The sequence below is a fragment of the Rhodopseudomonas sp. genome, from assembly GCF_013377015.1.
GTDB lineage: Bacteria > Pseudomonadota > Alphaproteobacteria > Rhizobiales > Xanthobacteraceae > JARJEH01.
In genome coordinates this window covers 230,347-251,784 of the sequence record NZ_JACABA010000003.1, presented here as the reverse complement: position 1 = coordinate 251,784, position 21,438 = coordinate 230,347, and the positions used below count along the sequence as shown (strand labels likewise).

The 21,438-nt window shown below is 63.2% G+C and carries 25 protein-coding genes; 17 read left to right on the top strand and 8 right to left on the bottom strand.

All coding sequences use genetic code 11. The annotated features are described in order from the left end of the window. Positions 1-11: 11 nt before the first annotated feature. From HXX15_RS16350 to HXX15_RS16330, 5 genes are all read right to left on the bottom strand, one after another. Positions 12-1,463, bottom strand: coding sequence for a type II and III secretion system protein family protein (locus HXX15_RS16350; RefSeq protein WP_296517367.1), 1,452 nt, complete (start codon positions 1,461-1,463; stop codon positions 12-14). A gap of 14 nt (positions 1,464-1,477) precedes the next feature. Then, positions 1,478-2,269, bottom strand: a complete 792-nt coding sequence (gene cpaB / locus HXX15_RS16345) for a Flp pilus assembly protein CpaB (RefSeq protein WP_296517366.1) — start codon at positions 2,267-2,269, stop codon at positions 1,478-1,480. Positions 2,270-2,393: 124 nt separating this feature from the next. Then, positions 2,394-2,918: a prepilin peptidase gene (locus HXX15_RS16340; RefSeq protein WP_296517365.1), complete on the bottom strand. Its 525-nt coding sequence runs from the start codon at positions 2,916-2,918 to the stop codon at positions 2,394-2,396. 142 nt (positions 2,919-3,060) lie between these two features. Next, positions 3,061-3,192 carry a hypothetical protein gene (locus tag HXX15_RS16335; protein WP_296517364.1) on the bottom strand — a complete coding sequence of 44 codons (132 nt, stop codon included), beginning with the start codon at positions 3,190-3,192 and terminating at the stop codon, positions 3,061-3,063. Positions 3,193-3,293: 101 nt separating this feature from the next. Continuing rightward, positions 3,294-3,458 carry a Flp family type IVb pilin gene (locus tag HXX15_RS16330; RefSeq protein WP_296517362.1) on the bottom strand — a complete coding sequence of 55 codons (165 nt, stop codon included), beginning with the start codon at positions 3,456-3,458 and terminating at the stop codon, positions 3,294-3,296. A 387-nt stretch (positions 3,459-3,845) separates the two neighbouring features. On the opposite strand from HXX15_RS16330, the gene HXX15_RS16325 reads away from it, so the two are divergent. The 3 genes from HXX15_RS16325 (at position 3,846) to HXX15_RS16315 (ending at position 5,666) form a co-directional block, all read left to right on the top strand. Beyond that, positions 3,846-4,343, top strand: a complete 498-nt coding sequence (locus HXX15_RS16325) for a pilus assembly protein N-terminal domain-containing protein (protein WP_296517359.1) — start codon at positions 3,846-3,848, stop codon at positions 4,341-4,343. Positions 4,344-4,493: 150 nt separating this feature from the next. Then, positions 4,494-5,033, top strand: coding sequence for a TadE/TadG family type IV pilus assembly protein (locus HXX15_RS16320; RefSeq protein ID WP_296517358.1), 540 nt, complete (start codon positions 4,494-4,496; stop codon positions 5,031-5,033). A 9-nt stretch (positions 5,034-5,042) separates the two neighbouring features. Next, entirely contained in the window at positions 5,043-5,666 is a 624-nt protein-coding gene (locus HXX15_RS16315; protein ID WP_296517356.1) for a TadE/TadG family type IV pilus assembly protein, read from the top strand. Between the two features lie 155 nt (positions 5,667-5,821). Here HXX15_RS16315 and HXX15_RS16310 read toward each other — a convergent pair whose 3' ends face one another. The 3 genes from HXX15_RS16310 to HXX15_RS16300 form a co-directional block, all read right to left on the bottom strand. Then, entirely contained in the window at positions 5,822-6,034 is a 213-nt protein-coding gene (locus HXX15_RS16310; protein ID WP_011474122.1) for a cold-shock protein, read from the bottom strand. 268 nt (positions 6,035-6,302) lie between these two features. Further along, positions 6,303-6,584: a translation initiation factor IF-1 gene (gene infA / locus HXX15_RS16305; RefSeq protein ID WP_011474121.1), complete on the bottom strand. Its 282-nt coding sequence runs from the start codon at positions 6,582-6,584 to the stop codon at positions 6,303-6,305. Positions 6,585-6,608: 24 nt separating this feature from the next. Then, positions 6,609-8,039: a DEAD/DEAH box helicase gene (locus HXX15_RS16300; RefSeq protein ID WP_296517355.1), complete on the bottom strand. Its 1,431-nt coding sequence runs from the start codon at positions 8,037-8,039 to the stop codon at positions 6,609-6,611. 513 nt (positions 8,040-8,552) lie between these two features. Between HXX15_RS16300 and urtA the strand changes: the two genes are divergently transcribed. The 14 genes from urtA to HXX15_RS16230 all read left to right on the top strand — a co-directional run bounded on the left by urtA (position 8,553) and on the right by HXX15_RS16230 (position 21,389). Continuing rightward, positions 8,553-9,875: an urea ABC transporter substrate-binding protein gene (urtA, locus tag HXX15_RS16295; RefSeq protein ID WP_296517354.1), complete on the top strand. Its 1,323-nt coding sequence runs from the start codon at positions 8,553-8,555 to the stop codon at positions 9,873-9,875. A gap of 77 nt (positions 9,876-9,952) precedes the next feature. After that, on the top strand, positions 9,953-11,563 hold the full coding sequence (gene urtB / locus HXX15_RS16290; protein ID WP_296517352.1) for an urea ABC transporter permease subunit UrtB: 1,611 nt from the start codon (positions 9,953-9,955) through the stop codon (positions 11,561-11,563). Continuing rightward, on the top strand, positions 11,560-12,729 hold the full coding sequence (gene urtC, locus HXX15_RS16285; RefSeq protein ID WP_296517350.1) for an urea ABC transporter permease subunit UrtC: 1,170 nt from the start codon (positions 11,560-11,562) through the stop codon (positions 12,727-12,729). The genes urtB and urtC overlap by 4 nt, the downstream gene beginning before the upstream one ends. Before the next feature lie 4 nt (positions 12,730-12,733). Then, entirely contained in the window at positions 12,734-13,498 is a 765-nt protein-coding gene (urtD, locus tag HXX15_RS16280; RefSeq protein ID WP_296517349.1) for an urea ABC transporter ATP-binding protein UrtD, read from the top strand. Position 13,499: 1 nt separating this feature from the next. Next, a complete protein-coding gene (gene urtE / locus HXX15_RS16275; RefSeq protein WP_296517348.1) occupies positions 13,500-14,195 on the top strand; it encodes an urea ABC transporter ATP-binding subunit UrtE in 696 nt (231 codons plus the stop codon). 36 nt (positions 14,196-14,231) lie between these two features. Further along, positions 14,232-15,068 (top strand): urease accessory protein UreD, encoded by an 837-nt coding sequence (locus HXX15_RS16270; protein WP_296517347.1) that lies wholly within the window; start codon positions 14,232-14,234, stop codon positions 15,066-15,068. Between the two features lie 40 nt (positions 15,069-15,108). Beyond that, positions 15,109-15,411, top strand: a complete 303-nt coding sequence (locus HXX15_RS16265) for an urease subunit gamma (protein WP_296517346.1) — start codon at positions 15,109-15,111, stop codon at positions 15,409-15,411. 10 nt (positions 15,412-15,421) lie between these two features. Next, positions 15,422-15,727: an urease subunit beta gene (locus tag HXX15_RS16260; protein ID WP_213741314.1), complete on the top strand. Its 306-nt coding sequence runs from the start codon at positions 15,422-15,424 to the stop codon at positions 15,725-15,727. Beyond that, a complete protein-coding gene (gene ureC / locus HXX15_RS16255) occupies positions 15,727-17,439 on the top strand; it encodes an urease subunit alpha (RefSeq protein ID WP_296517345.1) in 1,713 nt (570 codons plus the stop codon). The genes HXX15_RS16260 and ureC overlap by 1 nt, the downstream gene beginning before the upstream one ends. A gap of 827 nt (positions 17,440-18,266) precedes the next feature. Continuing rightward, entirely contained in the window at positions 18,267-18,566 is a 300-nt protein-coding gene (locus tag HXX15_RS16250) for a putative quinol monooxygenase (RefSeq protein ID WP_296517344.1), read from the top strand. 23 nt (positions 18,567-18,589) lie between these two features. Continuing rightward, positions 18,590-18,889, top strand: coding sequence for a putative quinol monooxygenase (locus HXX15_RS16245; RefSeq protein ID WP_296517343.1), 300 nt, complete (start codon positions 18,590-18,592; stop codon positions 18,887-18,889). Positions 18,890-18,902: 13 nt separating this feature from the next. Next, the gene (locus tag HXX15_RS16240) at positions 18,903-19,535 is read left to right on the top strand and encodes an urease accessory protein UreE (RefSeq protein ID WP_296517342.1); all 633 of its coding nucleotides are present in this window, start codon (positions 18,903-18,905) and stop codon (positions 19,533-19,535) included. After that, a complete protein-coding gene (locus HXX15_RS16235; protein WP_296517602.1) occupies positions 19,522-20,256 on the top strand; it encodes an urease accessory protein UreF in 735 nt (244 codons plus the stop codon). Before HXX15_RS16240 ends, HXX15_RS16235 begins: the two co-directional genes overlap by 14 nt. 80 nt (positions 20,257-20,336) lie before the next feature. Continuing rightward, positions 20,337-21,389, top strand: coding sequence for an alcohol dehydrogenase (locus tag HXX15_RS16230; protein WP_296517341.1), 1,053 nt, complete (start codon positions 20,337-20,339; stop codon positions 21,387-21,389). Positions 21,390-21,438: the final 49 nt, after the last annotated feature.

Below are 21,438 nucleotides of genomic sequence, written 5' to 3'. Positions count from 1 at the left end.
CCTCGTCCCGCCTAGTCAGTGATGAAGCCGTAGGTGCCGCGATATTTCTGCGCTGGTTCGGTGCGGCCCGGGCCCCCGTAGATTCGATTGATATTGCCGAGCAGATCCGCCTGCGGATCCGATGCATCGGCGAATCCGTCATCCGGACGTGAGAGGTCCTTCTGCGCCACGGCCCTGACGATGTAGGGCGTCACCATCACCATCAATTCGCTCTGGCGATTGATGTAATCGCGGCTCCGGAACAGCGTGCCCAACACCGGCAACTGCGACATTCCGGGCAAGCCGTTGATCGCCTGCTTGGTCTGTTCCTGGATCAGGCCCGCCATCGCCATCGAGCCGCCCGATGGAATTTCCAGCGTGCTTTCGACCCGACGGGTCTTGATCGAGGGAACAGAAAGGCCGCTGATCACGATCGAGTTGTCGCTCGACACCTCAGAGACCTCGCTCATTACCTTGAGGCTAATCCTGCCTTCGGACATCACCACAGGGGTGAAGTTGAGCAGAATGCCGAATTTCTTGAAGGTCACCGAAGGCGTGCAGAGGCTGTTGGTACAGGTCACGCCGCTGGGGACCGGAAACTCGCCACCGGCGAGGAAGGTCGCGGATTCCCCGGAAATCGCCGTCAGGTTCGGTTCCGCAAGCGTTCGCACCACGCCGGCGGTTTCCATCGCCCGCAGCGTCGCCGTCACCGACGGCACCGCCCCGCCGAACGCGGTCTTCAGGCTGTTGCCGGCGACCAGCGGGCTGCCGGATGCGGTGAACGGATTGCTGTTATTGAAATTCACCACCGCGGTGCCGTAGTTCATGTTGGCGCTGAGATCGACGCCTAGCTGCTTGACGATGTCGCGCTGGACTTCGGCTACGGTGACTTTCAGCATCACCTGATCGCGGCCGCGAACTACGATGCTGTTGACCACCTTTGCGGCGTCGCCGGTCAGCCGCGCAGCTAGATCGCCCGCCTGCTGGGCTTCGATCGGGCTGGAAACCGAACCCGACAGCATCACGCCCTCGCCGAGCCCTTCGATCTGGATATCTGCGTTCGGCATCGCCTGCTTCAGCGCGGCGCGGACGCCGTTGAGATCCCGGGTTACTGCGATGTCGTAAGCGGCGATCTGCTGGCCGCTAGAATCGAAGAAGACGATGTTGGTCTGGCCGACGGCGGCACCGATGATGTAAGCGCGCTGCGCCGAGCGGACCACCGCATTGGCGATCTTCGGATCGGCGACCAGGACATCCTTGATATCGCGCGGCAGGTCGACCACCAGGGATTTGCCGATCCCGAGCGCGAGAAAGCGCGCGTTCAGGCCGGATCCGGCGCTGGCGCTGGCGGGCGGCGTCGCGCGGTAGTCGCTCGCCAACACCGGGGTCAGGGCAGGGACCAGCATCAGCGCCGCGGCGGCCGAGAACGCCATCGCACGGCCCATCCGGGTCTGCATCAATCGGTGCTTGTTAGCGCGGCTCATATCGCGTCCTCTGGTCACTTCTGCGTGGTCGTCGTGGTCGAAACGCCGAAGCGGACAATGTTGATGCTGTCGCGCTTGGAGCTGGTTTCGGTGCTTATGGATTCGGCGGCGTTGGCGTCGGCTAGGCTGCGCAGCGCCAGCGACAACGTGCCGCTCTGGCGCGCCCGCGCCAGGAATTCAGCTTGCTCAGGCTTCAATTCGAGCGTTGCGGTCTTGCCGACCACGACCTTCTGGCCGTTCTTCTCCTCGACGGTCTGGTCGATTGCCAGAACCCGCACGTTGCCGAGGATGATTTCCGAATTGACCATGTCGGCAGAGCCCGCGCGGTCCGGGTTCTTTTCGCGCTTGGACAGGATCACGTCGACCCGATCATTTGGCAGGATGAAGCCGCCGGCGCCGGTTTCAGGCGAAATCTCGGTGGAGACCGCGCGCATGCCGGTTGGAAGGATCGCAGCCATGAATCCCGAGCCGTTGGCCTTGACCAGCTTCTGCTCGCGGATCGGTTCGCCGGCTACGAACGGGGAACGCGCGATCGATCCGACCAGCTGGGTGGTCGCGTTGGGCCGTTCATTGCGGCGAATAAAGCTGGCGCTGGTGCTCGAGGCGGGCCAGCTCTGCCATTGCACTTCGTCAGGCCCGACCGATTGACCGAGCGGAATGTCGGCCTTCGCGACCAGAACGTCGACGGTCTGGAGCTGTGCGACCGGTGCGGTGGGAGCGGGCTCCGGGGCGCCGCTGGCCAGATAGGCGGCAACGCCGCCGGCACCGACAGCGATAGTCAGGACGACAATGCGTGCGGTATTCATACGCTTCACTTTCCACATTACGCGGCGACGGACCCGTCGCTGTGATGGGAGTTGACCAGCTATTCGTCAAAGCATGGTTAATGAGGCGTATCTAAATCGCGTTAATGAGAAGTTCCCTCAGCCATCAGGGTAGCGCGAAGTGCGCGAGATCGACGGCCCTGATCCATTCGGTCTGCGGATAAATCGTCAACGCGCCGATGGCTAGCGCGATCCCGTAGGGGATGCCGGTTTCCTTGTTGTGGAGACGCAACAGCCAGGTCTGACCGGTGAACTGATAGGGCAGCGGCCACTGTCTGAACTGCAGCAGCAGCAAGGTCAGCGCGCCGCCGAACAGCGATGCATAGAGAAGGTATTCGAGTAGGTGGCCAAAGCCGAACCAGAGTCCGGCGGCTGCCGCGACCTTGGCGTCCCCGCCGCCCACCCAGCCCATCGCAAAGCAGCCGAAGGCTACGGTGAGCACCGCGACGCCGGCGCCGACATGGGACAGAAACGCTTCAAAGCCCATCCCGCTCAGGGGAGCAAGGACGAGGAAGCCGGCCACCAGTAGCAACGATACCCGGTTAGAGATGGTCATGGTGAATAGATCGCTGGCGGCGGCGAACGCCATCAGGGCCGGGAAGAACATCAGGCGCAGGATGTCAGCGATCATGGATGGACTCAACCGGCTACGGTGCGACAAAGCGGGCGTTGCGCGAATCTAGCCAGCAGAAATGAACAATCGGAAAACAGAAAGTCTGTCGAACGGCTGGCGGGACAGGCGAACAGAAGGCCGGAACGGTCAGACTGGCGGATCACCACAGCATCGCGATCCGGATTGCGACCGCGACAATCGCCAGCGTCAGCGCCGCGCAGACGGCCTTTCTGGCGTCGAGATCCCTGATCGCAGGCCGCGCTGCGGTCTGCGCGGAAGTTTTGTTTGCCACGCTATTCATGATTGCACGCAGTACTCTCGATCGATCGGTCGGAATGGAATCAAAAAAGGCCTCGGTTTGCCGAGGCCTTTGATGATCGCCTGCTCGGCCGCTTAGTGAAGTGAGGTGTTGAGCGTAGTGAACTTGGTGTTCAGCGTGCCGCCAAGATTGTTGACCGCGACAATGATCGCCAGCGAAATGCCGGCGGCGATCAGGCCGTATTCAATGGCTGTGGCGCCGGATTCATCTTTGAGGAAACGCGCAACGATTTTCTTCATCGGGTAACTCCATGTGTACACGTGGCTGTCGAACTCATTTTGGTCTTTCCGGCGTTCTCAGCGCCGCGACCATGGTAGCAACCCTATGATCGGGAAATTGCAGCGCAGTTAATTCGATTGCGTAAACATGGCTGCATTCGGCTCTTCTTCAGTACGGTAAATGCCCTGTTAAATTACAGCAAATTGATGCTTTCCGCGGTAAACGGCAAGTGAATACCATGACGAAGCGCAGTCTCGGACGGTTCCGGATGCAAGCCGTTACATGTGGCGAAGGTGCTGATTTGGAAATTTGCGGTTCCTTCATCAATTAACGTCACCTTTGCCATGTCGGGCGCCGGCGCCGCTGCGTATCGCTTTTGCCGGCTTGTGAATGCCCCGGAGTAAAGTATGTCGATCAGGCCGAAGCGCCGCATGCGCGCACTCTCTACGCTCCGCTCGCTCGCGATCGGGCTTGTCTTGCTTCCAGCAGCCGCGGTGGCGGAAACTGCAGACACCATCGCGGTCAACGTCGATCAGGCCAAACTGATCAAGCTGCCGGACCACATCTCGGCCGTTGTCGTGGGCAATCCGCTGATCGCCGATGTGACCATGCAGCCCGGCGGAATGATCGTCGTAACCGGCAAGGGTTACGGCGCCACCAACGTGATTGCGATGGATCGAGGCGGAAAGGTCGTCGTTGATCGCATTATTCAGGTCGAGGGTCCGACCGATCAGGTCCTGACGATCTATCGCGGCGTCAATCGGGAATCATACAGTTGCATGCCGATCTGCCAGCGTCGCGTGACGCTCGGAGACTCGGAAGGCTACTTCAAGTCCACCATCGAACAAGCCGGGACCCTGAATAACCAGGCGACCGCCGCCTCGGCGGCTGCCAAGGGCAACTGATCGGCGCAGCCGGCGGCGACGCCGGATATCCGGCGGATGGTTAGCCCGCAGTTAACGGTGCGGGACATTCTGTAGCGATCCGGCGAAACACTTCCACAATCAGTTTTGACTATGCTGGCGGGAAACCAGACCACAGCGTGGGGTTGCTTGATGCCGTCGTCGCTCGTTTCATCCGTCGCAAGGATTGCGCGTCGGTTCAGTCGGAACCGAGGGGCGTCCGCTGCGGTCGAATTCGCGCTGGTCGCGCCAATCTTCTTCGGCCTGCTATTCGCGATCATCGAAACCGCCCTGATGTTTTTCGCGAGCCAGGTTCTCGAGACCGCCGTTCAGGACTCGGCGCGGCTGATTCTGACCGGACAGGCGCAGGGCGCTGCGTTCTCCAAGGATCAATTCAAGACGCAGGTCTGCAATCGTATCAATGCGCTGTTCGACTGCGCCGGCGGCATTTATGTCGACGTGCAGAGCTATCCCGCGTTCACCAACGTGACGATTGCCGATCCGGTCGATGCCAGCAAGAACTTCGTCGACAACACGAAATACCTCCCCGGCGCAGCCGGCGACATCGTCGTTGTCAGGGTGTTCTATCAATGGCCGCTGCTCGTGACCGGGCTCGGCTACAACATCTCGAACTTGAGCGGCAGCAAGCGGCTGCTGTCGGCGACCGCCGCATTTCGCAACGAGCCATTCTAGGATCGATCGATGAAAACGCTGTCAGGAATGTGGCCCCGATTATTCCGCTGCGGTGTCCAGCTGATCGACGATCGCAGCGGCCTGGCGGCGACCGAATTCGCCTTCATCGTGCCATTGATGCTGGTGATGTTTTTCGGCACCGTTGAGTTGTCATCCGGGATCGCGGTTGACCGCAAGGTCACGTTGGTCGCGCGCACGCTGTCGGATCTGACGTCGCAATCCACCTCGGTGATGGACAATGATCTGAAGAATTTCTTCACCGCCAGCTATGGGATTCTGTCGCCATATTCTGCGACCCCGACACAGGCGACGATTTCGGAAGTCTACATTAACAGTTCAAACGTCGCCAAGATCCAGTGGAGCAAGGCTGCGACGGTCAGCCAGGGTGGAAGCACGGTGACGGCCACTCTGACAACGTCAAGCCACAGCGCAGGCGACACCGTCACGATACCCTCGTCGCTCGCGGTGGCGGGGACCTATCTGATCTGGAGTGAGGTCAGCTATCTCTATACCCCGGCGGTTGGCTACGTGATGGGGAGCGCGGGCGTGACGCTGACCGATAGATCGTTCACCCGCCCGCGCCAGACGACGAATGTGCCTTACTGCACCAGCACTTCCAGCTGCACACCGTGACGTGGAGTCGATGGCCCGGGCAGTTGAGAGCGAGCTTGTCCCGCGCTGAAGCCGTCTCGAAAACCGCTTCCCCAAACAAAAAGGCCGCGCATCGAGCGCGGCCTTTCGTTATTTCGCGTACCGAATTTCGACAGCTTTGGCCGTCGAAACCTGGCTTAGCCAGCGGCGCGCAGATTGTCGGCCGACGACTTGCCAGAGCGGCGATCGGCGACGATTTCGTAGCTGATCTTCTGGCCTTCACGCAGAGTGCCGAGGCCGGCACGCTCGACGGCGCTGATGTGCACGAATACGTCGTTGCCACCATCGTCCGGCTGAATGAAGCCAAAGCCCTTGGTCGCGTTAAACCACTTCACGGTTCCCATGCTCACGGGGGTAGTCCCTTCTCAAGATAGATATAGTCGAAGCCCATTTTCAGGCGGGCTGGTGAGATCGAATTTTTGGAAGGGTCGTCAGCGTCTAAACCGGCTGTACCGGTGGATAGCTAATGTCGTCCGGCCGAAAATCGATTAGTCGATATTATGCGAAGCCAGCCCCCAAAACAATCCTGACGTGCACGATTTTTTGATCGGCGTCAGTCCTGAGAAAAGGGCGGCTTCAGCGTGTCTTTGCCCGGCGGGGCAGATCATCGCCGCGCACTTATCTGCGACGAAACTGCCCCCGCGGTGGCGCACCGCGCGGCGGGCCGCCGCCCGGACGCTCGTCCTTGTGCCGAAAGATCAGCCGGCCCTTTTCGAGGTCATAGGGCGACATCTCGATCGTCACCCGATCACCCGCCAGGGTTTTGATCCGGTTCTTCTTCATCTTGCCGGCGGTATAGGCGACAATTTCGTGTCCAGCGTCGAGTTGAACCCGATATCGCGCGTCGGGAAGGATTTCGGTCACCAGTCCTTCGAACTGGATCAGCTCTTCTTTAGCCATCGTGGTCTCCAGATCGGCCGTTGATCAGCGTTGCGGTCGTTGATTGGTTTTGGGCTGCGCGGGGCGGCTTTCGCGATGCAGGAAAGCGACGCCCTGCATCCCTTCCGCCTTGGCGCCATGCTGCGGGCGCGAAGAGGGTTCGTGCCGCGCGGCCTCGTGATGCCGGGCCGGAGCAGCGGCGGCGCCACCGGGCGCTCCGCGGCGTCGGCGCGGGCCGTTCGAGCCCGGTGCGGCTTCATTGCCGCGGCCGCCATGGCCGCCGGAGCGCTGCCCGCGATTTTGCGTCGGGGCCGGCGCGGCGTGGTGTCCCGGGGTGCGGCGGTCTTCCTTCGGCAAGGTGATGCGGATCAGCTTCTCGATGTCGCGCAGAAACGCCAGTTCCTCGCCGGCACACAGCGAGATCGCGATGCCGTCGGCGCCGGCGCGCGCGGTGCGGCCGATGCGATGGACGTAGGTCTCCGGGATGTTCGGCAGGTCGAAATTCACCACATGGGTGATGCCGTCGACGTCGATGCCGCGCGCGGCGATGTCGGTGGCCACCAGCGTTTTGATCTCGCCGGAGCGGAACGACGCCAGCACGCGCTCGCGGTGGTTCTGCGACTTGTTGCCGTGGATCGCGTCGGCGCGGATGCCGGCACGCTCGAGGCCTTTCACGACCTTGTCGGCGCCGTGCTTGGTGCGGGTGAAGATCAGCGCGCGGTTGACGGTTTCCTGCTTCAGAATCTGAGCCAGGATAGCCGGCTTGGCAGAGTGATCGACCTGGATCACCCGCTGAGTGATGCGCTCGACCGTCGACGACACCGGGGTTACGGCAACCCGGGCCGGATCGCGCAGCATCTGTTCGGCAAGGTCAGCGATGTCTTTCGGCATCGTGGCGGAGAAGAACAACGTCTGGCGCTTGATCGGCAGCTTGGCGACGATCTTGCGGATGTCGTTGATGAAGCCCATGTCGAGCATGCGGTCGGCTTCGTCGAGCACGAGAAATTCGACATTGCCGAGCTTGAGGCCGTTGCTCTGGACCAGATCGAGCAGTCGGCCGGGCGTGGCGACCAGCACTTCGACGCCCTGCATGATCGAGCGGACCTGGCGGCCCATCGGCACGCCGCCGATCGCCAGTGCCGAGGTCAGCCGGATGTGGCGGCCATAGGCATTGAAACTCTCGAGGATCTGCCCGGACAGCTCGCGGGTCGGGCTCAGCACCAAGACTCGGCAGGCCTTGGGCTGCGGTTTGATGCGGTTTTCGAGAATTCGATGAAGAATGGGAAGGGCGAAGGATGCCGTCTTGCCGGTGCCGGTCTGGGCGATGCCGACTACGTCGCGGCCGGCCAGTGCGAGAGGAATAGTCTGCGCCTGGATCGGCGTGGGAACGGTGTAGTTTTCTTCGATGAGCGCACGCGAAATGGGTTCGGCCAGGCCGAAATCCTGAAAGGAGGTCAAAAGGTTGGTTCTTTCCATTACAAAAGCTGGCACCCGACGTCATCCGTCGGGAGCGCGCGAGGGGGTGTCTGAGACACCCGCGTGTTTGGGGCGTCGGTTTTGGTTAGCTGAAGGGGCAAGCCAGAAACCGTTGGACGGGCTCAGAACACGCGGCTCGCGATGACCTGATGATTCTCAAGGTCGTAAATAACATATGGAACACGAACGCGGCGCTTTCAAGGTCAATCGCGGTTGAACGCGGAGAAACCACCTCCACCGAGCAAATCGCTCCGAATGTGGTTACGGACAAGATTTAGTCAGCTGTTCTCTCGTCGCCCAATTATTGAGCGAAAAGCTCAATGGATATTCAATCATCGCGCCTAAAATTTGGGCCAATGGCTTCGCCAGACGTTCTGCATTTGGAAGATTCAAAAGCAAAATCAAATTCTTATCAGGATACCGACCGGTGGCACAGTTCTTGCGATTCCGTTAACGCAGGCGGCCGTGGGGCCGTATAGCGTTTGACGTCCTGCGTCAGGGAGATGACACCACATGCTTACTGGATTGCATCACAACAAAGCGACGCCACTGAGCCGACGGAGCTGGCTGGCGGCGACCGCCGGGCTGGTTATGGGCTTGGCCGCGTTCACCTCAGCGAAGGCGGCCGAGGACACCATCAAGGTCGGCGTGCTTCATTCGCTTTCGGGCACGATGGCCATCAGCGAGACCACGCTCAAGGACACAATTCTGTTCCTGATCGACGAGCAAAATAAGAAGGGCGGCGTGCTGGGCAAGAAGCTCGAGGCTGTGGTCGTGGACCCGGCGTCGAACTGGCCGTTGTTCGCGGAAAAGGCCCGCGAGCTGATCACCAAGGATAAGGTTTCCGTGGTGTTCGGCTGCTGGACCTCGGTGTCACGCAAGTCGGTGCTGCCGGTGTTCAAGGAGTTGAACTCGATCCTGTTCTACCCCGTCCAGTATGAGGGCGAAGAGAGCGAGCGCAACGTATTCTATACCGGCGCCGCGCCGAACCAGCAGGCGATCCCGGCGGTAGATTACCTGATGAAGGACGAAAAGGTGAAGCGCTGGGTGCTCGCCGGCACCGACTACGTCTATCCGCGCACCACCAACAAGATCCTCGAAGCCTACCTGAAGTCGAAGGGCGTCGCCCAAGAAGACATCATGATCAACTACACGCCGTTCGGTCATTCCGATTGGCAGACCATCGTCGCCGACATCAAGAAGTTCGGCTCGGCCGGCAAGAAGACCGCGGTGGTTTCGACCATCAACGGTGACGCCAACGTGCCGTTCTACAAGGAGCTCGGCAACCAGGGCATCAAGGCCACCGACATTCCGGTGGTGGCGTTCTCGGTCGGCGAAGAAGAACTCGCCGGCATCGATACCAAGCCGCTGCTCGGCCATCTCGCCGCCTGGAACTACTTCCAGTCGATTAAGACCCCCGAGAACGAGAAGTTCATCAAGGCCTGGCAGGCCTACACCAAGAACCCGAAGCGCGTGACCAATGATCCGATGGAAGCACATGTCATCGGCTTCGACATGTGGGTCAAGGCGGTGGAAAAAGCCAAGTCGGTCGACGCCGACAAGGTGATCGAGGCGCTGCCCGGAACCAAGGCTCCGAACCTGACCGGCGGCATCTCGGAAATGTTGCCGAACCATCACATCACCAAGCCGGTGTTCATCGGCGAGATCAAGGCCGACGGCCAGTTCGACGTGGTGTGGAAGACCCCGGGCCTGGTGGCCGGCGACGCATGGTCGAAGGAGCTTCCGGGCTCCAAGGACCTGATCGGCGACTGGGTGACCCTGAAGTGCGGCAACTACAACACCGTCACCAAGAAGTGCGGCGGCCAGGGTTCCTGACCCGCTCCTGAACGATACCAAGCTGGAGAAGGCGGCGATGTCCGCCGCCTTCTTTCCACCGCTGCCGGGGTCGTAAATTGCTCAAGCTTTTCGCAGGTTTCCGCGCGCTCGCGCTCGCAGGATTGCTGATTGCTGCCTCCACTTTGCCGTCGCTGGCAGGGCCGTTCGAGGACGCGGTCGGACAATTCGCCAATGATTCATTCGCCGATACCGAAGCCGCCGTAGGCGCCTTGGCCAGCGGCGGCAACCCGCTTGCGCTTGCGGTGATCAGCGCGCTGCAGGATGGCCGTTTGCTGGCGGATCCGGCGACGAAGCAAGTTTTCATCAAGCAGGCCGATGGCAAGATCGTCGATGCCAACACCGGCGCCAGCGTGGCGGACGTGCCTGCGCAGCTGGCCGCAGTGCGACTCAATAACCGGCTTCGCCGGGTGGTCGATGCGGCAATGGGCGGCCTCACGCTGGTCTCGCCCGATCTGGCGAAACGCATCCAGGCCGCGCAGTCGGTGTTCAAGACCCACGACGCCACGATGCTGCCGCTGGTCGATGGCGCCCTGAAGAAGGAAACCAACGCCGCCGCCAAGCTGGCGTTTAGCGAGGCGCGCGCCGCGATCCTGCTGTTCAAGCCGGACGCCAGCGACGTCGAAAAGCTGGAAGCGATCGCCACCATCAAGAGCCGCGGCGACCAGGAAGCGCTGGCGCTTCTGACCGGCCTTAGCGGTGAGCAGTCCCCGGTGGTGGCGAGCGGAGCGGCCAGCGCCAAGGCCGCGATCGAACGCAATCTGGCGCTGTGGTCGATGGTGCAAAACGCCTGGTACGGGCTGTCGCTCGGCTCGGTGCTGCTGCTCGCCGCGATCGGCCTCGCCATCACCTTCGGGGTGATGGGCGTGATCAACATGGCGCATGGCGAGATGGTGATGATCGGCGCCTATGTCACCTTCGTGGTGCAGGAAACAATCCGCACCCGCTATCCGGGACTATTCGACTATTCGCTGCTGATCGCGGTGCCGCTGGCGTTCCTGGTCGCAGGCCTCATCGGCGTGGTGATCGAACGCAGCATCATCCGCTTCCTCTACGGCCGCCCGCTCGAAACCCTGCTGGCGACCTGGGGCCTGTCGCTGGTGCTGCAACAGGCGGTGCGCACCCTGTTCGGTCCGACCAACCGCGAGGTCGGCAATCCGACCTGGATGTCGGGCGCCTTCGAACTCGGCCAGATCGTTATCACCTACAACCGGCTGTGGATCCTGTGCTTCACCCTGGCGGTGTTCGCGATCCTGCTGGCGATGCTGCGCTACACCAGCCTTGGCCTCGAAATGCGGGCGGTGACGCAGAATCGCCGGATGGCGGCGTCGATGGGGATCGCGACCTCGCGGGTCGACGCGCTGACCTTCGGGCTCGGCTCCGGCATCGCCGGGATCGCCGGCGTGGCGTTGTCGCAGATCGACAATGTCAGTCCCAATCTCGGCCAGAGCTACATCATCGACTCCTTCATGGTGGTGGTGTTCGGTGGCGTCGGCAATCTATGGGGCACGCTGGTGGGCGCCTTCACGCTCGGCATCGCCAACAAATTCCTCGAGCCGGTTGCCGGCGCCGTGCTCGGCAAGATCGCCATCTTGGTGCTGATCATCCTGTTCATCCAGAAACGACCGCGCGGCCTGTTCGCACTCAAGGGCAGGGCGATCGAAGCATGATGCCGCACATCCTCACGCGCTCGCTGGACCGCAGCGCGACCGTGTTCCTGCTGATCGTCGCGGTGGTGGGAATTCTGCTGCCGCTGTCGAACCTGCTGCTGCCTGACGGCTCGTTCCTGCGCGTGCCGACCTATCTGATGGCGCTGTTCGGCAAATATGTCTGCTACGCCATTCTGGCGCTGTCGATCGACCTGATCTGGGGCTATTGCGGCATTCTCTCGCTCGGCCACGGCGCGTTCTTCGCGCTCGGCGGCTACGCGATGGGGATGTATCTGATGCGGCAGATCGGCAGCCGCGGCGTCTACGCCAATCCGGTGCTGCCCGACTTCATGGTGTTCCTGAACTACAAGGCGTTGCCGTGGTACTGGCACGGCTTCGATATGTTCTGGTTTGCGGCTTTGATGGTGCTGATTGTGCCGGGGCTGCTGGCGTTCGGGTTCGGCTGGCTCGCGTTTCGCTCGCGGGTCACCGGCGTCTATCTGTCGATTATCACCCAGGCGATGACCTACGCGCTGCTGCTGGCGTTCTTCCGCAATGATTTCGGCTTCGGCGGCAACAACGGCCTGACCGATTTCAAGGATATCCTCGGTTTCAACGTTCAGGCCGACGGCACCCGCGCCGCTCTGTTCATGCTGAGCTGCCTGGCGTTGATCATCGGCTTCCTGATCTGCCGCGCCGTCGTCACCTCGAAACTCGGCAAGGTGCTGATCGCGATCCGCGACGCCGAATCGCGCGCGCGTTTTCTCGGCTACCGCGTCGAATCCTACAAGCTGTTCGTGTTCACGCTGTCGGCCTGCATGGCCGGCGTCGCCGGCGCGCTGTATGTGCCGCAGGTCGGCATCATCAATCCCGGCGAGTTCGCGCCGGCCAATTCGATCGAGGCGGTGATCTGGGTCGCGGTCGGCGGCCGGGGGACGCTGATCGGCGCCGCGCTGGGCGCCATCGTCGTCAACTACGCCAAGACGGTGTTCACCTCGGGTGTGCTGGCGCCGTACTGGCTGTTTATGCTCGGCGCGCTGTTCATCCTGGTCACTCTGCTGCTGCCGAAGGGGATCATCGGCACCTTTAACGCCTGGTGGGAGCCGTGGAAGGCCAGGCGCGACAACGCCAATGCGGAAAGCGCCGCGCGCGAAGACGGCGTGATCGAACCCAAGATGGCGGAGTAAGCGGATGAGCATGCTCGAAACCCGCACCACATCCGCGCTGCTGTATCTCGACGGCGTCCACGTCTCGTTCGACGGCTTTCATGCCATCAACAATCTGTCGCTGACGCTGGAGGCGGGCGAAATGCGCGCCATCATCGGCCCGAACGGCGCTGGCAAGACCACGATGATGGATATCATCACTGGCAAGACCAAGCCGGACAAGGGCGAGGTGGTATTCGACGGCACTACCGATCTGACCAAACTCGACGAAACAAAAATCGCCGAACTCGGGATCGGCCGCAAATTCCAGAAGCCGACGGTGTTCGAAAGCCAGACCATTGGCGACAATCTGCTGCTGGCGTTGAACGTCGATCATCGTGTCCGCGGCACGCTGTTCTGGCGCGAAACCAGGGCGGAGACCGACCGGATCGAGCGCGTGCTGGAAACCATTCGCCTGACGGATGCCCGGGACCGGCTCGCAGGCTCGCTGTCGCACGGCCAGAAGCAATGGCTCGAGATCGGCATGCTGCTGGCGCAGGACCCGAAACTGCTGCTGGTCGATGAGCCGGTCGCCGGCATGACCGACGTCGAAACCCACCAGACCGCCGAACTGCTGAAAGAGATCAACCGCGATAACAAGACCGTGGTGGTGGTCGAGCACGACATGACCTTCGTGCGCGAACTCGGCGTCAAGGTGACGTGTTTGCACGAAGGCACGGTACTGGCCGAAGGCACTATCGACCAGGTGTCCGAAAACGAGCGTGTGGTCGAAGTGTATTTGGGGCGATGACATGCTGAACGTCGACAACATCAGCCTTTTCTACGGCGCGGCGCAGGCGCTGCGCGGGGTGTCGATTACGGCGGAGCCCGGCAAGGTCACCTGCGTGCTCGGGCGCAACGGCGTCGGCAAGACCAGCCTGCTGCGGGCGATGGTCGGCCAGCAACCGATCGCGAGCGGTTCGATCATCTTCGACGGCGACGAGATTTCCAAGCTGAAGCCCTACGAGCGGGCGCGGCGCGGCATTTCCTTCGTGCCGCAGGGCCGCGAGATCTTTCCGCTGCTGACGGTGGAGGAGAATTTGAAGACCGGCTACGCGCCGCTGAAGCGCGCCGACAAGACCATTCCGGACGATGTGTTCTCGCTGTTTCCGGTGCTGAACACCATGCTGGGCCGGCGCGGCGGCGATCTGTCCGGCGGCCAGCAACAGCAGCTCGCGATCGGCCGGGCGCTGGTGATGCGGCCAAAGCTTCTGCTGCTGGACGAGCCGACCGAAGGGATCCAGCCGTCGATCATCAAGGACATCGGCCGCGCGATTTCCTATCTGCGCAGCCTCGGCAACATCGCCATCGTGCTGGTCGAACAATATCTCGACTTTGCCTGCGAGCTCGGTGACAATTTCGCCGTGATGGATCGCGGCGCGGTCAAGTTCGCCTGCGATCGCAGTACGCTTGACCCCGCCGAAATCAGCCGCCAGATGGCGCTGTAATTGTTGGCGGCCGATCCGACCGCGGCCGGAGAGCGAATGCAGAACGACAGCGCCGGCGCAGCGTCCAGGACCTTTGAGGCCAATCGCGCGCGCGGTTCGGTGAAATTCGACGTCGGCCTCGTCGACGGCGTCACCCGCCGCCGCGATCTGCATGAATCCGGCTCGTTGCGGGTGCGCTTTCCATCGCCGGAAGCGCGGGGGCTGTCGGCGATGTTCGTCAACACCGCCGGCGGCGTCGCCGGCGGCGATCGCTTCGACATCGACATGTCGGTCGGCGACGGCGCCGCGCTGACCGTCACCACCGCGGCGGCCGAGAAGGTCTATCGCTCGCATGGCTCGGCGGCGCGGCTCGACATCAGCCTGAAAGCCGCCGCCGGTTCGCATCTCGCCTGGTTGCCGCAGGAGACCATCCTGTTCGACCAGGCCCGTGTCGAGCGGCGGATCGATATCGAACTGGCCGAGAGCGCCTCGCTGCTGTTGTGCGAGATCGTGATTTTCGGTCGCGCGGCGATGGGCGAGAAGATGTTGCAGGGCCACTTCGTCGACCGTTGGCGGCTGCGCCGCGGCGGCAGGCTGGTGTTCGCCGAGACGGTGCGGCTCGATGGCGACATCGGCGAGAAACTGGCGCGGCCGGCGGTAGCCAATGGCGGCGTCGCGATCGGCACCGCGCTGATCGTGCCGGGCGACGAGGCGCTGGTGCAGCGGCTGCGCGAGGCGTCGGAGACGTTCGACGGCGAGGTCGGAATTTCCGCCTGGAATGGATTTGCAATGGCGCGGTTCTGTGCCCAAGATGCGGCACGGCTGCGCGCCGACATGATAGCGGTGCTCGGCCGCGTCGGCGGCGCGGCGCTGCCGAGGATGTGGCTCAACTAAGTTCTGGCTCAGCCAGCTCTGCAATCGATCGAGTGCCTGCATGAATCTCTCCCCCCGCGAAAAAGACAAGTTGCTGGTCTCGATGGCCGCGATCGTGGCGCGCCGCCGGCTGGAGCGCGGCGTCAAGCTCAACCATCCCGAAGCGATCGCGATCATTTCCGATTTCATCGTCGAGGGCGCGCGCGACGGCCGCAGCGTCGCCGAATTGATGCAGGCCGGCGCGCAGGTGATTACGCGCGCGCAGTGCATGGACGGCATCGCCGAGATGATCCACGACATCCAGGTCGAGGCGACCTTCCCGGACGGCACCAAGCTCGTCACCGTCCACGAACCGATTCGATAGGGCAGGCAACATGATTCCCGGCGAACTCTTCATCCAGGACGGCGAGATCGAACTCAACGCCGGCCGCAAGACCGTCACTTTGACGGTTGCAAATTCCGGCGATCGTCCGATCCAGGTCGGCTCGCACTATCATTTCTTCGAGACCAATCCGGCCTTGAAATTCGACCGCAAGAAAGCCCGCGGCATGCGGCTCGATATCGCCGCCGGGACCGCGGTGCGGTTCGAGCCGGGCCAGACCCGCGACGTGCAACTGGTGGCGCTGGCCGGCAAGCGCGTGGTCTACGGCTTCCGCGGCGACGTGATGGGGAAGCTCTGATGTCCGTGAAAATTTCCCGTTCCGTCTATGCCGACATGTTTGGGCCCACCACCGGCGACCGGGTGCGGCTGGCCGATACCGATCTGATCATCGAGGTGGAGAAGGATTTCACCGTCTATGGCGAGGAGGTGAAGTTCGGCGGCGGCAAGGTGATCCGCGACGGCATGGGCCAATCGCAAGTGACCAACAAGCAGGGCGCCGCCGACACCGTGATCACCAACGTGCTGATCGTCGACCATTGGGGCATCGTCAAAGCCGACGTCGCGATCAAGGAGGGCTATATCAGCGCGATCGGCAAGGCCGGCAATCCCGACATCCAGCCCGGCGTGACGATCATCATCGGCCCCGGCACCGACATCATTGCGGGCGAAGGCAAGATCCTCACCGCCGGCGGCTTCGACAGCCATATCCATTTCATCTGCCCGCAGCAGATCGAGCACGCGCTGATGAGCGGCGTCACCACCATGCTCGGCGGAGGCACCGGGCCGTCGCACGGCACCTTCGCCACCACCTGCACGCCGGGACCGTGGCACATCGGAAGGATGATCCAGTCGTTCGATGCGTTCCCGGTCAATCTGGGGATTTCCGGCAAGGGCAACGCTTCGCGTCCGGCGGCGCTGGTGGAGATGATCAATGCCGGCGCCTGCGCGCTGAAGCTGCACGAGGACTGGGGCACCACGCCGGCGGCGATCGACAATTGCCTCTCGGTCGCCGACGATTACGACGTCCAGGTGATGATCCACTCCGACACGCTGAATGAATCCGGCTTCGTCGAGGACACCATCAAGGCTTTCAAGGGCCGCACCATCCACGCCTTCCACACCGAAGGCGCCGGCGGCGGCCACGCGCCCGACATCATCAAGGTCGCGGGCCTGAAGAACGTGCTGCCGTCCTCGACCAATCCGACCCGGCCTTTTACTAAGAATACCATCGACGAGCATCTCGACATGCTGATGGTGTGCCACCATCTCGATCCGTCGATCGCCGAGGATCTGGCCTTTGCCGAGAGTCGCATTCGCAAGGAAACGATCGCCGCGGAGGATATTCTTCACGACCTCGGCGCGCTGTCGATGATGTCGTCGGACAGCCAGGCGATGGGCCGGCTCGGCGAAGTCATCATCCGCACCTGGCAGACCGCCGACAAGATGAAGAAGCAGCGCGGAAGCCTGCCGCAGGACAAGGGCAACAACGACAATTTCCGGGTCAAACGCTACATCGCCAAATACACCATCAATCCGGCGATCGCCCATGGCGTCTCGAAGCTGATTGGCTCGGTGGAGAAGGGCAAGCTCGCCGACCTGGTGCTGTGGTCGCCGGCGTTCTTCGGCGTCAAGCCGGACCTCGTGGTCAAGGGCGGCATGATCGTGGCGGCGCCGATGGGCGATCCCAACGCGTCGATTCCGACGCCGCAGCCGGTGCACTACCAGCCGATGTTCGGCGCCTTCGGCCGCGCGCTGACGCAATCCTCCGTGGTGTTCACGTCAGGAGCCGCGATGGCCGGTGGCGTGGCCAAGAAGCTCGGCATCCAGAAGAAGCTCTATGCGGTGGAAAACACCCGCGACGGCATCTCCAAGAAGAGCATGATCCACAACGGCGCGACGCCGAAGATCGAGGTCGACCCCGAGACCTATGAAGTCCGCGCCGACGGCGAACTCCTGACCTGCGCGCCCGCCGAGGTGCTGCCGATGGCGCAGCGCTATTTCATGTTCTGAGGCTGCGCTCTACGAATTGACTCGCTGAATTATCAGCAACCCGTCATTCCGGGGCGCGAACAGCGTCAGCTGTGAGCGAACCCGGAATCTCGCGGTCGGGCTGGCATGCTTCGCTGCAAGATTCCGGGTTCGCGCGGCCTGCGGCCTCGCGCCCCGGAATGACGGCCGTGGTTGGCGCGACGCGGCAATTCGCCGAGACATCGGCGCATGCCGAAGATGCGTCCGAATTTCAAACAGCCACGCAAAATCCTTCTCGCGACTTCGGCGAGTCCGAGGCATGCACCCCTCGCTACGCTGAGGGGCGGGGGCGCGCCGCGCGGCGCTGGGTGTGGTGGAGTCTCGCGGTCGGCGTGAAAGCCGATCGCGCGTCGCCGCATTGGCGCGCCCACCGCGGCGTTTTGTCGGCTTCGGGGCGGTGCTTCCGGGCGCAGGCGCGATGCCACTGCACCGCTTGATCCCGACGGTTTCCCGCCGTTCGCCTGTGCCGCGTCCAGCCAACTAACAAGTGGCAGGCTCTCGTAGTGGAGCCGGACCGCGACCCAAAGCCGTCCGAGGGTGTGCTTGCGAGGCACGCCGCGCGGACGCCGCATCCAACCCGGCTTCGCCAGCTTGCGCTGGCTCCGCCCGGCCATTGACCCGGCTGGTTGCCCAGCCAGGTAGTCTGCCCCGCTTCGCAAGCGCCCTCGAGAAGCGCCCCTCACGGACAGGACGCCTAGGAGGATATTCATAATAGGAATATTGTCAAGGTGCATTGCGCAAAGATTCGCCAGCCCCTAAGGTCCGCCCGGCGCTCGCGCCGCGTCCAACAAGAAACCGGGAGAAACACCTTGATCTACGTCGTCGCCACCCTGACTGTGAAGCCCGACATGCGCGCCGAGATGATCGCCGGCGCCAAGGCCTGTATCGCCGAGACCCGCAAGGAAGTCGGCAATATCGCCTATGACATGCATGAGAGCGTCAGCGATCCGAGCAAGATGGTGTTCGTCGAACAGTGGGAGAACGCCGAGGCGCTGGTCCCGCATGGCAAGAGCGAGCACATGAAGGCGTTCGGCCGCATCGCGGTGAAGTGCCTCGCCACGCCGCCGAAGATCGAGATCATCACGCCTGCCGACGTCGTCGTGCGATAAAAAAGTACAACAGGATAGCGCACATGATCTACGTCATCGCCACCACGCAGGTGAAACCCGAATGTCGCGACGCCTATGTCAAAGGCTCCGAGGAATGCATCTTCAAGACGCGCCAGGAGAAGGGCTGTGTCGCCTATGAAAATCACAGCAGTATTCTCGACCCGAACCTGTTCGTCGTGGTCGAACGCTGGGACAGCCGCGACGATCTCAATGCCCACGGCAAGGCGCCGCACATGAAGGCGTGGCGGGAGTATTCCGCGCCGCTCAAAGTGTCGCCGACGGTGATCGAGATCATCAGCGACGGCAAGGTCGAAAAATTCTGATGAGGTTGCTCAGATGATCCGCGCGACGCAAGTGCAGGGACAACATCGCTGGCGCGAGCCGGCGGCCGACACCGTCGTGCTCGCTTTCGACGACCGTCATCGCCGGCGGATGGCGATGACGGGGACGCGCGGGCTGGAATTCCTGCTCGACCTCGAGAGCGCCATCGCGCTGCGCGGCGGCGACGCGCTGGTGCTGGACGATGGAAGGCTGGTCGAGGTGGTGGCCGCGCCGGAGCCGCTGCTGGAGATCCGCGCCGCCGATCCGCAACAGCTGGTGCGGCTGGCCTGGCATCTCGGCAATCGCCATCTGCCGACCCAGATTGTCGGCAAGGGCCTGCGGATCAGGCGCGACCACGTCATCGCCGCGATGGTGACGGGGCTCGGCGCCAGGGTGATCGAGATCGAGGCGCCGTTCGATCCGGAAGGCGGCGCCTATGCGCCCGCCGCCGCGCCGACGGCGCATGATCACGCGCATCACGATCATGTGCATCACGACCACGGCAAGCACGATCATGCCGGGCACGACCACGCCAAGCATGACCATGCCGGACATGACCACGCCGCGCATGCGCATGACCATCACGTCCACGATGAGCACTGCGGTCATGAGCATCATGACCATTCCCATCCGCATGACCACAAGTGAGCCGGCGGGCGTCGTTGCGCCGGCCGAACCGCTGTCGGCCGAGCAGGGCGCGTCGCTGTATCGCTTGATGACCTGGTTGTCGCCGGCGTTTCCGGTCGGCGCGTTTTCCTATTCGGGCGGCATCGAATGGGCGGTGGAGGCCGGCGACATCGCCGACGCCGCCAGTCTGCGCGACTGGCTGGCGGCGATGCTGGCGGACGGCGCCGGCTTCTGCGACGGCGTGTTCCTGGCCCATGCCCATCGCGCGGCGTCGCTCGCCGATGCCGTTGCGCTGCGCGAACTCGCCGAGCTGGCCAGCGCCTTCGTGCCGTCGCGCGAGCGCCAGCTCGAGACGGGCGCACAGGGCAGGGCATTCATCGAGATCGCGCGCTCGGCGTGGAGCTGCGACGGGCTCGACGGACTGGTCGCCGCTTGCGACGGCGCGATGGTCTATCCGGTCGCGGTCGGCATCGTCAGCGCTGCGCATGGCGTGCCGCTCGCCGCCACCATGCACGCGTTTCTGCACGCGGTGGTGTCGAACTGGATTTCCGCCGGCGCCCGGCTGGTCCCGCTCGGCCAGACCGACAGCCAGCGGCTGCTGGCGGCGCTGGAGCCGGTCGTGATCGGCACCGGCGAGCGGGCATTGCGCGCGACGCTCGACGATCTCGGCGGCGCGACCTTCCGCGCCGATCTCGCCGGCATGCGCCACGAGACGCAATACACCCGGCTGTTTCGCTCATAGGGCCTGCGTCCGGTGAAGGTCGACTCCCGACCGTAAGCCATGGCATATCCGAGCCACAAGAAACGTTCGGGAGAAACGCCATGAAGAGTTTTCAGGTCACCGCTTTCCATCAGCCGCTGACCGAGGTCGACCGGCCGACGCCGGAACTGACCGGCAGCCAGGTGCTGATCCGGGTCAAGGCCGCCGGGGTCTGCCACAGCGATCTGCATCTGTGGGAAGGTGGCTATGAACTCGGCCATGGCCGCAAGCCGCTGTCGCTGAAGGATCGCGGCGTGTCGCTGCCGCTGACCATGGGCCACGAGACCGTCGGCGAGATCGTCGCGGCCGGCCCCGACGCCAGGGACGCCAAGATCGGCGATATCGCGCTGGTCTATCCCTGGATCGGCTGCGGCAAATGCGACGTCTGCAAGGCCGGCGACGAGAACATGTGTCTCAAGCCGCGTTTCCTCGGCGTCTATTGCGACGGCGGCTATGCGGACGAATTGATCGTGCCGCATCCGCGCTATCTGCTCAGCCTCGCCGGGCTCGATCCGGTCACCGCCGCGCCCTATGCGTGTTCCGGCGTCACCACCTACAGCGCGCTGAAGAAACTGGATTTCTGCCTCGACAGCGCGATCGTGATCTTCGGCGCCGGCGGGCTCGGCCTGATGGCGCTGTCGCTGCTGAAGGCGATGGGTGGCAAGGGCGCCATCATGGTCGACATCGATGCCAAGAAGCGCGAGGCGGCGATGGCGGCCGGCGCGCTCGGCGCCGTCGATGGTGCTGCGCCCGACGCGCTGGAGCAGCTCGCGGCGAAAGCCGGCGCGCCGATCCGCGGCGCGCTCGATCTGGTCGGCAACGCCCAGACCGCGCAGCTCGGCTTCGACTGCCTTACCAAGGGCGGCAAACTGGTGATGGTCGGGTTGTTCGGCGGCGGCGCGCCGTGGGCGTTGCCGCTGATCCCGATCAAGGCGATCACCATCCAGGGCAGCTATGTGGGCAATCTGCGCGAAACCCAGGAGCTACTCGACCTGGTCCGCGCCAAGAAGATCGCCCCGATCCCGGTGACCAAACTGCCCTTCGCCAAGGCCAACCAGGCGCTGAACGATCTGCAGGCCGGCAAGCTGGTCGGCCGTGCGGTGCTGACGCCGTAGGGCGCACCGGACCTCGATGGGGTACCGGGCCTCATGGTGAGGAGCGCGC